The sequence below is a fragment of the Mycobacterium gordonae genome (genome assembly GCF_002101675.1).
Taxonomy (GTDB): Bacteria; Actinomycetota; Actinomycetes; order Mycobacteriales; family Mycobacteriaceae; genus Mycobacterium; species Mycobacterium gordonae.
This window is the reverse complement of the sequence record NZ_LQOY01000216.1, coordinates 33,832-49,461: the sequence shown is the minus strand read 5'-3', so window position 1 is coordinate 49,461 and position 15,630 is coordinate 33,832. Positions and strand designations below refer to the sequence as shown.

Sequence of the window (15,630 nt, the reverse complement as noted above, 5' to 3'; positions counted from 1 at the left end):
CCCGTCTGCTGGAAGTGTACGGAACGGCGGCGCCCAAAAACGAAGGCGTTTTGCAGGCACGGTAAGGCGTCACTGATAAGGGACCGGGAACCGGTGCGGCTTGTAGATGCTGTGGTCGACCCGCTGTCATTTCCCGGACTGGCTCCTTCGCAGCAGCTCCGCGAGGGTAGCGACATCGACGGCTGAGAGGCCCACCGGCATCACCTGCCCCGGACGACGAGATGCCGCCGGGTTTATGAGTACCTTCCCGCTCGAGGCCCAACGCTGTATAGAAAAATGGCCGCCGCGACGGCTGGGCTGGCATGATCACCGAACTTGTCGGTGTCGGCGAATAGTGTTGCCGACATGTGGGATGACCGCACCATCGGCTGCGACCTTGCCCTACGGCGCGAAATCCGCCAAATCAGGATCGCCCGGGTGTCGGGGTGACGCTCATCCAGACCCTGATCACCGACGACCTGATCATCCAGGTCGCTGATCGTCGGTTAACGAATGCCGCCACTGGCATGCTGGTCGATGACCAGTACACGAAGCTCGTCTGCTGGAACTTCAACTTCTCGATCGGCTTCACCGGCCTTGCCCGGATTGATCGCGCGCAGAGGAGGTCGACGTCGGAATGGATTGCCGAAACGATTTGTGATTACGGCCTATTCGAAGATGGAGTTGCGGCGCTAGCCCGCGTCGCTTCGGAACGGGTCGGCAAGCTGCCCAAGGCATGGCCCGATAAGCGGCTCGGCATCCTGGTCGCGGGTTTCGACGGCCGCACCGACCCGTTGGTCGCCGAGATCGCCAACTTTGAGGCTGGCGGCCCCATGCCCGGGGACCCCACGAATTTCACCGTCAAGCGAGTTAGCAGGCTACAGGGGAGGGCTGTGGGTTACCGGATCACCGGAGCTGGATTAACCGAGAAGTGGCAGCATCAGATGCTGATCCAACGTGTACCGCGCGCGCTTCGGAAGCCGAAACCCGAAGGTGTGACCTACGCGGTTAAGCTGATGGTCGCGGTGCAGCGCAGCATCGCCAAGACAAACTCCAGGGTTGGTACCGACGCGATGGCCGTCACGATTCCCCGCACAACCTTCGGTGAGCGGATCTTGGCGCACCTCAACGGCGGCAGGATCATGACGAAAGTCGATAGCAACATCATTGGCGGGACTGGGGGACCTGAGTTCACCTACTTCGATACCGAGGGCTTCGACTACCGCCAATTCGGCCCCCACACCGCGGGAAACGGGATGGCTGTCGCCGACCTCATGAGCACGGCGGATCCCGACAACCCCGACTACCAGTCAGTCAGCATCCGAATCCTCAAGTGGCCGAAGCCTCCTGCGCAATCGGGAGCCCGCACACAGCCTGGGTAAATTGACGGCAGTCGTAGTTCGGTAGTGCTTTCGCTCGCGTTGGCCACGATCCGCAGGTCCGTATCCGACACGCCGACGTACGGTGCAGAGGCCAATCGCGGTGAGCGCTCTACGCGACTGTGAGTCAGGTGCTGTTCGCGACTTTCGCAACTTTGCCCCGACCTTGTACCGTTCCTGGGACGACACTTTGATCAGCGGGTCAGCGCAGCAGGCGCTGAGTGAATGCCGCGATCGCGAGCTGACCGTCGGTCGCCACGGTCTCAGCGTCTTCGTCGGGGTGGTTCTCGATGAACTGCTTGACGTACGCGAGAGAGCCCTGGGCGGACGAATCGGCGAAATTCGCTTGCAGGTCTAGCAATTGGGTGCGCACCTCTCCTGTCGGCAGACCAAAAACCTCCAAGACGCGTTCAGCCGCTGCGGTAGCGTCCCCGTGGTTGTTGTGCAATAACACGAATGCGATGTCGTACCAGTCCTTTTCTTTGCGGCGGCCGTGAGCCGCAGCCACCTTCGCGAGGAGGAAACCGGCCAATCCGGTGACCTTGATTTCAGCCTCGCGCCGCGTCCCGTGGTCGATTGCCTGGATCTTCTGAATCACGACGTCTCTTGCGGCGTATCCAGTTCCGCGCAGGTTCGCTGCCCCGAGCTGTTTGCAGCCGGTGAACTCGACAGTCGCGTTGTTCGGCTCATCGTCGAGATCAGCCAGCAGCTCGAACTTGATCGTAGCGCGCACGCCCTCGGGGTCGTTTAGCTCCCATCGCCACACCCGTTCGTCATCAGGCTCAAACCCCGCATTGAGCAACGCCTCTTCCAAGCGCGCCGCTTGAACTGAGCCACCGGCAATTTCCAGGTTGACCTGAACGTCGACATCGGACGTCCCCGCGTGACGCTTCGACGAGTTCGAGCACAGCAGGGCGGGCACCAATCCCCCGAGAAGCACGAATTCTGGGCGTCCCCCGTAGTGATGCACCACGCGCACCAGTGCGAGTTCAGCTGCTCGCCTGGCCGCGGCGGTCCGAACCTGTCCTACGTCGGCATTCATAGTGTCGTCATCTCCTCACGCAAGTGCTCGGCCGCGTCTTCGCCGCGCACCCCACTGATTCGGAGGTCGGCGTACGCGCGAGGCCACAGCACCGAGCGAAAGCCGTCGGCGATCGTCTCGGTGAGTTTCGCACCGGCCGGTGTGGGGAACGGGCGCAGCACCAGGCGGCCACCATCCATCTCTTGGAGGCCAGCGGCCGACGCGGCTCGGCGAACATCACTCCACGTCTTGCCCGCCACATAGATCTCCAAGGGCGCTACCTCGGTCTGCATCGGCGCAAGTATGCTCGCCGAAAGTGCGCTTGTGGCAGCCCAATCTATATCAGCAGCTTCCAAGAGCTGACCGGTCTGGATCGCCCCGGCGGCGGGATCTCGCCACAGCACACCGACGCGGATGGAAATCGCGGAGCGCAGCCGCTCGGCCGCCGTCGCGTAAGCGTCGAGAAACTCGTCGCGATCCGCGACGCGCCGCGCCGCACTGGGACCACGCGCAGCCGAGCTGACCAGATGCCCGTCCTTCTCGAGGAATTTCAGCGCAGTCACCGCGCTGCCCATTGATATCCCGGTGGCGTCTATAACCGAGTTCGCGGTCGGGCTTGCCTGTCCCGAGAGGATGGCCTCGCAAACGGCGAGCGTGGCTGGCCTCCACCCGATGCGCGAGTCCAGGGGCACCGGGGGCTTGCCCTTTGTGTCGATGATGATCGTCGTCCCCGAGGAATCCCTGATGACGATGTCAGCTGCACCGGATTCATCGACCCAGCCGATGCCGGCTTTCATGGCGACAGCGCGCGCTCCCGGTGACATCCGCGGCGCGGCGATCACGTCCGGCCTGGGCTTATCGTGCAGGGCCGCTTCGACCTGCTGCGGCCAGCCGACCGTTAGCCAGCGGACCCGAAGATCCTTATTGTCCAGCGTCACGATCAGATCCCGGTTCGGACCTTCAGCGCTACGCGCGCGCAGCGCGGTATGAAGCACGCCTTCCAGCGCGCTGACCGCCCTGTCCTGGTGCGCCATGACTACCACCATACCTCAATAAAAGCCAGTACCTCACTGATATAGTGATGTACGTTAGGCCGTTGAGGTACACGCTAGGGTCAGACCCATCTAAAGGCGTAAACACGTTCGCCAACCATGAGCGACGGGCGTCCGGGCTTAGTCGGGAAGCTGGTTCCATGGGGCCAAGATGGGGCCAGCGAGCCAGACCGACTGATCTGACACGTCCGAATACCGGTCGCACATCCGGTCTGACCGGCTGAAACACATCGGTGTAGGCCGCACCACCGCCTGAAAAGCGGAAGGTCGGCGGTTCGATCCCGCCCCTGGCCACCGGTTTGACCTGCATAGACACGGTTCTTTGCACTCGGTTGTCAGTTTTCTTTGTCCGGTTCTTGTCCGGTCTTGGGTGTTTGCGTCTCGGCCTCGTGAAGCTGATCCAGATTTGTTGCCACCTGGTCCAGTTCGTCGGCGTAGAGATCGCTGTAAATATTCGCGGTGACGGTGGGCGTGGAATGACCCATGGTCTTCTGGACGTAGCGAAGGTCAGCCCCAGATTTACGGGCCAGGCTGGCGTACGTGTGACGTAGATCATGGATAGTGAGCGGGGCCAGGTCAGTCTTCTTCAGGGCTTTGTTCCAGTGCGTATGACGGCGCCAGTTGTTGGAGCGCAGTAGTTTTCCGTTGGGGGAAGTTACAGCGGGATCGTCCTGCATTCGGTTTTCGATGCGTCGGGCGAAGATGTCCGCCACCACTTGTCGGAGTGGAACTGTTCGGATGCCGGCGCGGGTCTTGGGTGGCCCGATGACAATGCGGCCCTCGACCTCGGGTGCGGCACGTCGGACGTAGAGCCGACGGGCAGCCAGGTCGATGTCCTTGACGCGGAGGCCGACGAGTTCGGACCAACGCAAGCCGGTGTAGGCGAGGATGGTCACGACGTCGCCCTGGTCTCCGCATGCGGTAGCCAGGGTCTGGATTTCTTGTGCGGACAGGTAGCGATGGCGATCCCGCTCGGGAATGCGGCCCGCTGAGACACCAAGGGCGGGGTTGCGGTGGATGCGCCCGTCTTGGTGGGCGACATCGAGAATTGAGCGCATGAGCCGCAGCGTGGAAACCTTTGCCCACGGGCCAACCGTCAGGCCGTCAACGAACGCCTGAACGTCGGCGCGGGTGATTTCGTCGACGGGGATGTGACCAAACCGGGGCGCGATGCGCAGTTCCCAGTGTTGGACGTATCCGCTCCAGGTCTTCGGTGACACCGCGGGCTTTTTGGAATCGGAGAACTGCGTCCAGATCCGGTTCAGCGGTGTGCGTCCGAGGCGTGGGTCGAATCGACGTGCACCGAGCGCGGCTTCGTTGTCACGTTCGGATTTGAACGCCTTCGCCTCGCGCAGGGTCGGAAAGGTGGCCGACGTTTCAACCCAGCCCGATGGAGCGTCCGGATCTCGGATCAGGTATCGGACTTGGTAGCGGGGTTGGCCGGCTGCGTTGAGGCGCTTTCGAATGCCGCGAGGGGTGTTGCCGCCGCGCGGACTCCGACGAGCACTACGTCCTCGACCTGTGCGACGAGGTCTTCGGGATTCAGGGACAGCGCCAGCAACGGTTCGACTGGCTCCGCGGAGATCCGTCACCGTCGCGACCGCGCGGTACGGAGCTCCCCGTCGACGGGTACTGGCCCAGCCTGGGGCTCGTCGTGGAGGTCCAAGAGCAGCAGCATTCAGAAGCGGTGGAGTTCTTCGACCGGCGCCAGACCGTCTCCGGGGTCGGCCGCGCCGAGCAACGCCGCCGCTACGACGAACGCAAGCGCACCGATATCACCGCACACGGGATGCGGCTCATCGTGATCGAGAAGTCCGCGTTCACCGTGAAGTCGAAGCGAATCGCCCGTGATCGCGCACGGGACCTCGCGGTTGTCCGTGAGCACCTCGGACCGGGTTGAGTTTGAGTTTGTACCGCTTCGATCCCGGCCCCGACCACCAACGTTCTAGCTGCATAGACACGGGTCATCATGCACTCGGTGGATAGTTTGATTCGTCCGGTTCTTGTCCGGTCTTTGGTGTGTGGATAGCAGTCGCGTTATCTTCATCCAGGTTGGTCAGCAGCGTCCCCGGGGGTCTTCCGCCACCAGCGGCAGCAGGATCTCAGCGACCTCGGTCATGTTGTGCCGTCTCACCAGCAGCTCGAGGATTTGTTTGGGGTTCTGCGGCGGGTTGGTTCGGCGATTCGACATCTCTCGCAATGCGCGCACTCCTGCATGCGGGTGCGCTGACACCGTGTTGGCGGCGAACTGATCTGGGTGCACGGTCTCGATATCGGCCTCCACGAGCACGCGTGCTGTGCTGAACCCGGCCCGGCGATCGTCAGTGACGATGGCGTCGGCCTTGCCGATGATCGCTGCGTGGGCGACGTGGCCGTCAGCGGGATCATTGAGGGCGTAGCTGTAGTCGCGGTCTTTGGGTGCGTGAACCTCAGAGCCAGGAAATGCAGCCTTCAGCTGGTCGAAAAGGTGCTGACGGCGCCTGGCGCTATCAGTGATCCCGCGCTTGTCGTGCAAGCCGGCGAGTACATAGTCCAGCTCGACGAGGATCCCGGACCCCCACACGGGTGCGTAGGCCTCCTCGGTGGCTAGCTGCAGCAGGAAGTCGCGCTGAAAGCTCGGCACGAGGGCGCAAGTGTCGAGGACGGCGCGATACACGCGGCGAAGCTTTCAGACGTCGCGGACGGTCAATGCTTGCGTTTCGCCTCGGCGAGTAACTCGGCGACCTCGTCGGCGTCGGCATCCGCGAACTCTGCAGAGCTCTCGGTGATGAACCGGTTGCGTCGGGCGCGAAGCTCCTCGCGGTAAGCAAGAACATCGGCAAGCCGCAGCTTGCGACGCACAGCGCCGGGCACGTGCGCGTGCAACTCGCCGTTCTCGATCAGGCGAACTACCGTGGGGCGGCTCAGGCCGAGGATCTCGGCGGCCTGCTGGGTGGAGATTTCTCGGTCGCGAGTCAAGATACTTATGGACTGGCCGTGGCTAAGGGCGTGGGCGACACGCTTGAGGACTTCGTAAAGCTGCTCGGTCAGTTCGACACGATCGTGCACGCCCGCGCCGGACAAGAAGAAGGCAGGCTCGGGAGATGTCCCGTGACGGGCCTCGTGCGCCTCCATGAAGCTGAGGACATCGGCAAGCCCATCGGCATCGGCCGGAACCGGGCTCACAATCTCCGCGGAGGCGTTGCTCATGGGTCTCACTTCCTCTCATCTCACCGTCGGAACCCAACCAACTGTAGCAAATTTGCGAAAGTTACGAAAAGGCGGCGGGCGTTGACTTTGCGTCGCAACGTCGATTTCCCGAAGCTAATCTCAGGTAACACGGTTGGCGCTAGCGGCTTTGAGCAGCCGGTCCCGTGCTTCGCACAGGTTGTCGAGAGCGGAATTCAAGTCGGGGGCGGCGTCGGCCAGTTAGTGGCGCGCTGCAGGATCGCCGTGTGAAGCAAGTATTGCGGTGGCCGAGCGGAGCCTGTTCACGTAGAGCAGCGCATCGACCGTGTAGCGAGCCGTCTGCATTGGGGTGGCACCACCAGATCGTCGGAGGTGATTGTCCATGAGCGCCTCGCGACTTACCTTGCGTATCAAGGTGTCTCCGACCCTAGAACTGTAGCCACCCCGAGCCGCGTGGTGACAACACGAAGGCCCGCCCTTGAGGATCTCTGCAAGCAGTGGTCTGGGCGTCGTCCACGCCGCAGATCACTCCGTCGACCGTAAGGGTGTGGAAGGGCGGCAGCGTCTTGAAGGACGGTCCGTTTGCAGTAGCAATCGGAGTGTTGGTTTGCCGCAGACCGATATCGGTCCTGATCGAGTTGACGCCTTCCGATGGGTTCGAGGCCGCAGGAGGGATACCGGGAAAGTTATTGCCGGTGCACCCCGCAGCGGCTGGTCCGTTGCTGAACTTGCAGCTGATCCCGTCGGGTGTGAGGAAGTAGAACATTGGAACGGGGGGGTGCCCAGGGGTGGTGAAGGGTATCTCGTAGTCCTGTGGGTTGGCCGGGGTGTACTTGCTGAGGTCGGGAAATGTAAGTGGGTCGGCGTGGGATGCCTGTCGGCATCCGCCAGCGGCCAGTCCAGCCGTTGCAACAATGAGGGTCACTGCTGCGCGTAGTGCGTTAATGGCTCTCACCGCACCTCTTTCGCTGCAAGTCGACGCTGCTGCTGTGCGCACCCTTCTTCATCGGTTGACGTTAACCGCGAATTCCTGAACGTTGTATGTTCCGGGTCCCGTGGGCTGATTATCGAGCCCCATCGGTACATACCATTGGCTAACCAGGATGCGGAGATCGTCGAGGGACGATCCGGGCACGATGTAGCCACCGTAGTTGTTCGGCACAAAATTTGGTGCGCCCGGATTTCCCGCCTGCGCAACAGTTGTAGGCCTGACGCCGGCGTTGAAGAGCTTGCTCGGGTCTTCGGCCACCCGGACCTCCACAGCCCCGTCGGGGCCATGGTTGGCATTGAATCCTGACCGATGAGAACGGCCCCGCTCGGCGTGGCCGAGTTCACGCGGTCGTCGCAACACTCTCGATTTGAGAGGTTGCGACGACCGTGTCGATTTCGGAGGACTGTGTTCTGTTTGGGGATCGGTTAGCAAAGCTTGTTGACGACGCGATGACTGGTCCCGAAGGCGGCGGTCAGTGCACCGCCAGTCCGGCGGGACGTGCGGTTGCCGCCATCATGGCCACGCTCGCCGAACTCGAAAAAAACGGACTACGGCGTCGGGATGCGCGGATCCACCGTGTAGGGGCCGCCCGGATCCTGGCAGTAGAACAGCCCGCAGTTGACTGCTGGGCGGGACAGGTTCGCCAACGGGATACCCGGCGGCGGCAGCTCACCTTCCCAGACATTTGGGGCCACATTCCCCAAACCGCCGGACACCGACCAATAGGTGTGGCAGACGTTCCAGTCCCAGTTGGGCGGGTTGATTTGAGAGACGGAGGCCGGGTTCTGGCCGGGGCACCAGGTAAAGGGGCCTTTGGCGAACCCGTCGGCGTGCGCGATTGCCGGGGTGAGGACGAGTCCAGCGATGGCGACGCCTGCCGACATCAGCGACCCGGCAAAGAATCTGCTGCGGCCCCGTGTGGTCTTCATGGCGGTCTTTCTGCGCATCTCCGCTCCTCTTCTCAGACGTTACGTCTGTATCAGCAGCTATCTCATAGCTTGCAAGCGAGAGCGTACTGCGGTCATCTTGGGAATTTCTTGCGCTGACCTTCCGCTTTTCGGGGGTCGATCCCGCCCCTGGCCACCGGTTGTGATCGGCGATCGACCATTACCGCCGCGGTCCAATCATTGGACGACGATGTCGTCCGTTGCCGCCACGTCGTGGGCAGTGCAGCTAATCGATGACTATCTCGTGGGCCGCGTCCGGGCACCAGTCATCTGGCAGCGAGATCGGGACCTAAGCCCCTTCTGGCGGCCAGTCGATGCTGCGAACCTGAGAAAGCCACATGCGGCCACTTGCTCGACCGCTTGACGACGGCGATCGGGGTGACGGCATGACGCGAGGATATGCAGCGTTCAACGGCCATGACAAGCGCTCGTCTGGATGCCAAAGACGTTATCCCGCAAGATCTTCCGCTACAGCCTGGCAGAGCCGCAGATGACGTCGCAACAGCTGGACGGCCAAGCCGCGGTCCACGACGCCGGTTCCGAACCGCCGCCGAAAGTGCCGGAACGGCGGCGCCTACCGCGGCCGATGACGATGGCACTGGGCGCGCTGGCCCTGCTGGGTCTCCTGCTGATCGCCGCGCTCGCCCCGGCCGCGCACCTCGCCGCCGAGAAGCTGCCCCTGCGCCCTGATGACCTCACTCCGTCAGTCGACGGGTCCTTCACAACCGGCACCACCGCACTTCGCCAGCTACCCATCGGATTGCCGAGCGGTCAGCGGATAACAACCATCCAAGACGTCTATCCCTTCGCGGTGGCCGCGCTGGGTGAGCCGGGCGCGCGAGTGCTCACAGGTGTGTTGACGTCACCGGAGTGGCTGGTGCCGTTGTCAGCACCCGATTCGCATAACTTCGCCTATCCGTACCACTACGCAGTACTGGAGCCGATCCTGGCCAGTGCCCCGGCCGACCAACTTCGACGCAACGCAACGGCGCTGGCGGCGGCCCTGATCCAACTCGACGGGCGCAAGGAACTCGAGCATTCCCAGGCGGCGCCGGTGGCCTTTGCATTACTCGACCGGATCCGCGGGTCGGGTGGCTGCGACGCGCAGCTCGACCTGCTGCTGCTGGTCGCCGGCGACTACCGGACGTCCATGGAAGCGCTGCTCAACGAGTACCAGAACAGCTCCGTCGCCTGCCCGAACGACCCGACGCCGGGCTGGATTACGGGACAGGCGCAAATGCGACGACTCTACGGCGACATGGAGCCCCGCCCCGCCCGCGTCGACAGCTATACCCGCACCAGCATCGGGATGGCCTTGGGGACGTTCCAGGTCTTGGCCGGTCGATTCCCCCGCGACACCGCTGTGATCACCGGCCTTGGCGATGCCTACCTGCGTGCGGGACTGTTACTGCTCTACAGCAATCCGTTCACCGCGCGTGACGACCTCCAGCAGGCCGTGGGGCAGTACAACCGGGCTGCAGAGCTGGGTGACCGCCACAACGCCGATCTTGGTCGCGCCCGTGCGTTCATCGGGCTCGGTGAACCCGAGCGGGCGATAAAGCTGGCGACCCGCGCGGTCGACGATTCGCCGCACCATCCGGGTGTCGCGCTCGAAGTCTTGTTGGCCGCGCAGCAGGCTGCCCACCACTTCGACTCCGCACAGCATGTCGCCCAGCGCCTGGAGCGCTCCGCCTCGACCGCCTATCCCGACGCCGTGGCGCTCTATCCCGCCCCGACGTCATTCGACCGGGGCCTGCCGTTCGACGCGGCACTGCCTCTGTCGACGGGAGCGGAGACGCTAGCTCCGCTGCAGGACGACCTGACGCCGTCGGGCGGCCGTGGTGGCGGGATTGTCGAGGACCTGGGTTTCATCCCTGCTTACCGAGACAACGATCCTATGACCGACACGCTCACCGACTGCCCGTCATTGGCCTGGCGGCGCGATGCCATCGTCTCCGGACATGCCGCGTCGGCGCTGGCCGACTGGCCGGCCGAGTTCACGACCAGCGGGCCGAAGATCATCAGCCACGGCTGCGGGTGGGGCTCGACAGATGACCTCCGTTCGATCGCCGAATTGGCCGCGCAGCAATCCCTGACCGAAAAATCCTCTCTCACCCCCGATCAGCTCAAGCTCATCGACGAATGGCAGAACATGCTGCGCTGGGCGGGAGACCTGCCCGGTGCGAGGAATTTGACCGGCCATTGGGAACAGCTCGACACCGGAAACCCAACGCCCGCATTACGTTACGGTGAGGTGGCTTTCCTCCAGAATGACTTCAACGAGGCCGCTGCCCAGTTCGGCGAAGCCGCCCGACGGGCCCGTCTGCAGCGCTGGAACGACGACCTGGCCGTCGCGCGGGCCCAGCTCGGTCGCGGGGCGGCGCTGCTCAAGGCCCAACGCGATGCGGAGGCGGTCGCGTTGCTGCGTCCGCTCGAATCGCTTGGTACGCAGGGCTACGCATACCACCGCGCGAAAGAAAAATCCGCGGAATCCTTTGACGCCAGCCTGCAATACGCGCTCGTGTCCTACAACGCCGCCGTGCAGCTCGGCAACTACGAAAGCGCCTCCGGCAACCTGCGCGGCGCGATCGACGATTACAACGTGGCGGCGAGCTGGACGGACGTCTTCACCGAACACAGCTTCCGGCCGGAGGTCGTGTACAACAACGTCGCGCTGGCCTACCTCGGCGTAGGAGCAACCGGACCGGCAAAAGCAAACGTGGACAGGGCAATTCAAGCCGACCCGAGCAATCCCGTGTTCCTGATGACTGCGGGGTTCGTCGCCGAACGGGCGGGCGACAGCGAACGGGCCATCGACTTCAACCGACGTGCCCTGCGCAGTGATCCCGGCGCGTTCGCAGCCGCCAATGACCTGGGCGTCGAACTCGCCCGCAGGCACGACTACGCCGCCGCCGAAAGCGCGCTTCGCCGAGCGGTGGGAGCCAATCCGGACTACGCGCTCGGGTGGTTCAACCTCGGCGTCCTCGAAAGTCGCAGAGGCCCAGGATATCTGCTCGCATCCCAGGGCGCGTTCGGCAAAGCGTTCGCGCTCGACGGGACGCTGAAGGATCGCCGTCAGGAATTGACCATCGATGGCAAGGTGTACCGGACCGCCCTGGACCTGTCCAAGCCGATACCACCACGCTGGAGCTTCGCTCAGACACAGAAGGCTGCGCCTGGGACCACGGCGGGCCTGCTGACCGTCGTAGCGCTGGGCGCCGGGTTGGCCCGGGCGTCGAGTAACCGCGGCGGCGAGTTCGCCAAGCGCTGGCTCGAACCAATTGACAAGCGACTGAGCAGTATTCGCGGTCCCGCCTGGTTGCAGCCACCCATCTGGGCGCTCGCCGCGACGGTGGTCTCGTTCTGCGTAGCCTATCTGCGCCACGTCGGCGGCCTGATCGAGATTCTCGCCTACTGCCTTGGGATCACGGTTCTGGCCGGCGCAGCGATGTTCGCGCGCGTCGCTATCACGGCGCGCGCCAGAGTGTCAGCGGAGCAGACATCCTGGCTTCCAGGGATGATATTCGGGTTGGCCACGGGGGCGGTCGGCATCACATGGGCACCGTTGCCGGTGACCAAGGCTGATGAAGACTTTCAACCGCTGCACCTCGCCGCGCCGCTGACCGCTGCGCTGATCGCCGTCATGCTGTTCATCGAATCAGCCTGGGTGAATGTGCCCCTCACCCAGGCATTTGCGGTGGCGGCCCTCATCATGGCCGGATCGCTGCTGGTTCCGGTGAAACCGCTCGACGGCGCGAACCTGGGCAAGGCGGGTGCCTTCGCGGCCGCCGGCGTGGTGGGCGGCGCGATCCTGGTGATCCTCGGAGTCGTCTGATCGCCGCATCCCATCGACGGACTGTCAGCGCGGCACTTGCCCCGGATCCTCGCGCGTGAGGTACGCGTCCAGGGACCAGGCGCCCGCCCCGGCAAGAAGCAAAAACAGACTCCCGCACAACTGGGCCAGATCCACCCGTGATTCGTGGATGAAATCCCACCAGCCGTGCTGGCCGCGGAACAGGGGTGCCTGGCCCCAGATGATCGGCAGCTTGGTGATCAGCAGCGCGCCCAGCATGTCGATGATCATCGGTACGGCTGCCAGCCGCGTCAGCAGACCGATCAAAATCAGCACGCCACAGCCGATTTCGAATACGCCGTCGAGGTTGGCGAAGAACGACGGCGCAGGGATCCCGGCCTTGTGGAACCGGCCGGCGCCCAGCGAGTTGGCTCGCGCGAACTTCAACCAGCCTTCGCACGCGAACACCAGGCCCACGTACAGCCGGATCAGCACCGCCGCGGCCGGCGCGCGGGTGAAGAGCGCCGATTTCAGCATCTGCTCTCCTGACTCGAAACAATCTCAGGGCTGTTCACCAAAGCGGGGTTTGGCACACCCAGCAGAATACGTATCAACCGCAGTTGATGTAATTTGGGTCGATGCATTCCGGCACGGTAGCGGCAGACGCCTCCCCGCCCGCCTTCTTGCGGCTGGCCGGTGAGCCGGTGCGCTGGCGATTACTGTCTGAGCTGGCGCGCAGTGACCGGCGCGTAGGCGAGCTGACCGAACTGCTCGGACAACCGCAGAACGCGGTGTCCTACCACCTGGGCCGGCTGCGTGCCGGCGGGTTGGTATCCGCACGACGCAGCTCGGCCGACGGTCGCGACAGCTATTACCGCATCGACTTGGTCCAGTGCGCACAACTGCTCGCCGCGACGGGTGCTGCCTTGCACCCCGGCCTGGGGACGGACAACCCGTCGCCCGTTGCTCGCGGGTCCACGCCGGTACGGGTGTTGTTCGTGTGCTCGGGAAACAGCAGCCGGTCGCAGATAGCCGAGGCATTCCTGCGGCAGGCCGCCGGCCCGCGGGTGCGGGTGGCCAGTGCCGGGGCCAGCCCGAAACCGGTGCACCCCAACACACTTCGGGTGCTGCGGGAGTACGGCATCGACGCGACCGGACTGCGCAGTAAGCACCTCGACGAGCTGCGCAGGCGGCGATTCGACTGCGTCGTCACGGTATGCGACAAGGTCCGCGAAATCTGCCCTGAGTTTTCCGGCGGTGCACAAGCCATCCATTGGAGCGTTCCGGACCCGGCCGCCGCCGGTGCCGGGCGGGCCACTCAGGCGGCTTTCCGCGCGGTAGCCGCCGACCTGCACACGCGCGTGCGCTACCTCGCTCAATCCCTGACGCCAACGCAGAGAAGGTGAAACCCGTGATGACTGACCTCGACGACAGCATCGTCAGCGTCCGTTACCTCGTCGACGATGTGTCGGCCGCGATCGACTTCTACACCAGCCACCTCGGCTTCAACGTGCGCAGCGCGCACCTGCCGGCGTTCGCCGACGTCACCCGCGGCAATCTGCGGCTGCTGCTGGCAGGACCCACGAGTTCGGCGGGCCGGCCCATGGCCGACGGCACAAAACCCGGCCCGGGCGGGTGGAACCGCATCCATCTGATCGTTGCCGACGTCGACGCCGAGGTGGCGCGGCTGCGCGGCGCGGGGGTCACCTTCCGCAGTGACGTCATCACCGGGCCCGGAGGTCGCCAGATCGTGCTCGACGACCCGTCCGGTAATCCAGTGGAACTGTTCACCCCAGCCGAGCCCCGATGAGCGGCGCCAGTCGGCGGGACTTCCTGAAGTTCAGCGGCGCCGCGACCCTGCTCACCGCGGGTGGCGCGGCCGGCGCGGCGGCGGGCTGTTCGCGAACCGCGCCCCCGTCCCCGCCTGGCGGCAAGCCGGACTACACACTGCGAATCGGAAAAGGCACCGTTGAGTTGGCCCCCGATCAGATCGTGTCGACCGTGTTGTATAACGGTCAGTTCCCCGGACCGCTGGTGCGATTGAAAGAGGGCCAGCGAACCTGGGTGGACATCTACAACGACACCGACACCCCCGAACAGCTGCACTGGCACGGCCAGCACGTCGGCGTCGACGTCGACGGCGCTGCCGAGGAGGGCACCCCCTACATTCCGCCGCACGGAATGCGGAGCATCTCCTTCGTCCCCGGGCCGGCGGGCTTCCGCTTCTATCACACCCATGTGGTGCCGCGCGCGGACCTCTCCGGCGGCCAGTACAGCGGACAGGTAGGTCCCGTCTACATCGAACCCAAGCAGAACCCGGGCCGTTACGACCAAGAAATCTTCTTGACGCTCAAGGAGTTTGAGCCGGTCTTCAGTCGCGGCGGTGACATGGCCAGCGACTTTCTGGCCGGCGAAGAAGACCCCGACCTGAAGCGCACAGGCGAATCCGCCATGGACGCGTCGCTGGCCCGCGGCGAGCCGCACGGATACGAGGTCAGCTACGGCGCATTCGCCGTCAACGGACGGATGCTCGGTCACGGCGAACCGATCCGGGTCCAGACCGGGCAGCGGGTGCTGCTGCATGTGCTCAACGGCAGCGCCACCGAGACCCGCAGCCTGGCCCTGCCCGGGCACGCCTTCGAAGTGATCGCCCTCGATGGCAACCCGGTGCCCAATCCGGCGACGGTGCCGGTGCTGTGGCTGGGCGCCGCCGAGCGGATCTCGGCGGTCGTGACGATGACAACACCGGGCGTGTGGGTCCTCGGCGACCTTTCCGACGACGACCGCAGCCACGGTATGGGCATCGTCGTGGAATACGCCGGGCAGAGCGGGGAGCCGCGATGGGCACCGCCGCCCGCGTTCACCTGGGATTACCGCTTGTTCGCCCAGCCCCACCCGGCGCCGGCGGCCCCGCCGGACCGCACCATCGACCTGCTGATCGAGAAACGCAACGCCGCCGACAGCGGCTTCAACCTATGGACGTTCAACGGCACACCCTTTTCCATGGACCGACCGATGCTCGACCTGTCGTTGAACAAGCGCTACCGACTGCGCTTCCGTAACGCGACGGACGACATGCATCCCATGCACCTGCACCGTCACACTTTCGAGATCACCCGCTTCGCCGGGACACCCACCAGCGTACGCAAGGACGTCGCCATGCTCGGCGGCTACCAGAGCATGGAGGTCGATTTCGTCGCGGATCAGCCGGGTATGTCGCTGCTGCACTGCCACCAGCAGATTCACATGGACTACGGGCTCATGACGCTGCTCAACACCAAGTGAACGGAGGTGCCGTCG

The 15,630-nt window shown here is 64.3% G+C and carries 14 protein-coding genes and 1 tRNA gene; 7 read left to right on the top strand and 8 right to left on the bottom strand.

Annotated features, from left to right (window positions below):
- Positions 1–425: 425 nt before the first annotated feature.
- Positions 426–1,361, top strand: a complete 936-nt coding sequence (locus AWC08_RS27700) for a hypothetical protein (protein ID WP_008253501.1) — start codon at positions 426–428, stop codon at positions 1,359–1,361.
- 199 nt (positions 1,362–1,560) lie between these two features.
- Here AWC08_RS27700 and AWC08_RS27695 read toward each other — a convergent pair whose 3' ends face one another.
- Positions 1,561–2,400 carry a nucleotidyl transferase AbiEii/AbiGii toxin family protein gene (locus AWC08_RS27695; RefSeq protein WP_069433435.1) on the bottom strand — a complete coding sequence of 280 codons (840 nt, stop codon included), beginning with the start codon at positions 2,398–2,400 and terminating at the stop codon, positions 1,561–1,563.
- Positions 2,397–3,413, bottom strand: a complete 1,017-nt coding sequence (locus AWC08_RS27690; RefSeq protein WP_036429123.1) for a hypothetical protein — start codon at positions 3,411–3,413, stop codon at positions 2,397–2,399. Before AWC08_RS27690 ends, AWC08_RS27695 begins: the two co-directional genes overlap by 4 nt.
- Positions 3,414–3,663: 250 nt before the next feature.
- On the opposite strand from AWC08_RS27690, the gene AWC08_RS36155 reads away from it, so the two are divergent.
- Positions 3,664–3,725, top strand: a tRNA-Phe gene (locus tag AWC08_RS36155).
- 41 nt (positions 3,726–3,766) lie between these two features.
- Here the strand turns inward: AWC08_RS36155 and AWC08_RS27685 are convergent.
- On the bottom strand, positions 3,767–4,897 hold the full coding sequence (locus tag AWC08_RS27685) for a tyrosine-type recombinase/integrase (RefSeq protein WP_069433439.1): 1,131 nt from the start codon (positions 4,895–4,897) through the stop codon (positions 3,767–3,769).
- Between the two features lie 188 nt (positions 4,898–5,085).
- On the opposite strand from AWC08_RS27685, the gene AWC08_RS38730 reads away from it, so the two are divergent.
- Positions 5,086–5,331, top strand: coding sequence for a hypothetical protein (locus AWC08_RS38730; protein WP_232007833.1), 246 nt, complete (start codon positions 5,086–5,088; stop codon positions 5,329–5,331).
- A gap of 156 nt (positions 5,332–5,487) precedes the next feature.
- Here AWC08_RS38730 and AWC08_RS27675 read toward each other — a convergent pair whose 3' ends face one another.
- The 4 genes from AWC08_RS27675 to AWC08_RS27650 form a co-directional block, all read right to left on the bottom strand.
- Positions 5,488–6,087, bottom strand: coding sequence for a PIN domain-containing protein (locus AWC08_RS27675; protein ID WP_069433433.1), 600 nt, complete (start codon positions 6,085–6,087; stop codon positions 5,488–5,490).
- A 29-nt stretch (positions 6,088–6,116) separates the two neighbouring features.
- Positions 6,117–6,620 carry a helix-turn-helix domain-containing protein gene (locus AWC08_RS27670; RefSeq protein ID WP_069433432.1) on the bottom strand — a complete coding sequence of 168 codons (504 nt, stop codon included), beginning with the start codon at positions 6,618–6,620 and terminating at the stop codon, positions 6,117–6,119.
- Positions 6,621–7,602: 982 nt separating this feature from the next.
- Positions 7,603–7,848 carry a DUF4185 domain-containing protein gene (locus tag AWC08_RS27655; protein ID WP_142283849.1) on the bottom strand — a complete coding sequence of 82 codons (246 nt, stop codon included), beginning with the start codon at positions 7,846–7,848 and terminating at the stop codon, positions 7,603–7,605.
- Positions 7,849–8,138: 290 nt separating this feature from the next.
- On the bottom strand, positions 8,139–8,537 hold the full coding sequence (locus AWC08_RS27650) for a hypothetical protein (protein ID WP_069433429.1): 399 nt from the start codon (positions 8,535–8,537) through the stop codon (positions 8,139–8,141).
- A gap of 436 nt (positions 8,538–8,973) precedes the next feature.
- Here AWC08_RS27650 and AWC08_RS27645 point away from each other — a divergent pair, with 436 nt between their 5' ends.
- Entirely contained in the window at positions 8,974–12,372 is a 3,399-nt protein-coding gene (locus tag AWC08_RS27645; RefSeq protein WP_069433428.1) for a tetratricopeptide repeat protein, read from the top strand.
- Between the two features lie 24 nt (positions 12,373–12,396).
- Here the strand turns inward: AWC08_RS27645 and AWC08_RS27640 are convergent, their stop codons facing one another.
- On the bottom strand, positions 12,397–12,867 hold the full coding sequence (locus tag AWC08_RS27640) for a DoxX family protein (protein ID WP_065135819.1): 471 nt from the start codon (positions 12,865–12,867) through the stop codon (positions 12,397–12,399).
- Between the two features lie 101 nt (positions 12,868–12,968).
- Here AWC08_RS27640 and AWC08_RS27635 point away from each other — a divergent pair, with 101 nt between their 5' ends.
- From AWC08_RS27635 to AWC08_RS27625, 3 genes are read left to right on the top strand one after another with little or no spacing between them, the layout of a single operon-like run.
- On the top strand, positions 12,969–13,736 hold the full coding sequence (locus AWC08_RS27635; RefSeq protein ID WP_065135818.1) for an arsenate reductase/protein-tyrosine-phosphatase family protein: 768 nt from the start codon (positions 12,969–12,971) through the stop codon (positions 13,734–13,736).
- A gap of 8 nt (positions 13,737–13,744) precedes the next feature.
- Entirely contained in the window at positions 13,745–14,140 is a 396-nt protein-coding gene (locus tag AWC08_RS27630) for a VOC family protein (protein ID WP_065135825.1), read from the top strand.
- Positions 14,137–15,615 (top strand): multicopper oxidase family protein, encoded by a 1,479-nt coding sequence (locus AWC08_RS27625; protein ID WP_069433427.1) that lies wholly within the window; start codon positions 14,137–14,139, stop codon positions 15,613–15,615. Before AWC08_RS27630 ends, AWC08_RS27625 begins: the two co-directional genes overlap by 4 nt.
- Positions 15,616–15,630: the final 15 nt, after the last annotated feature.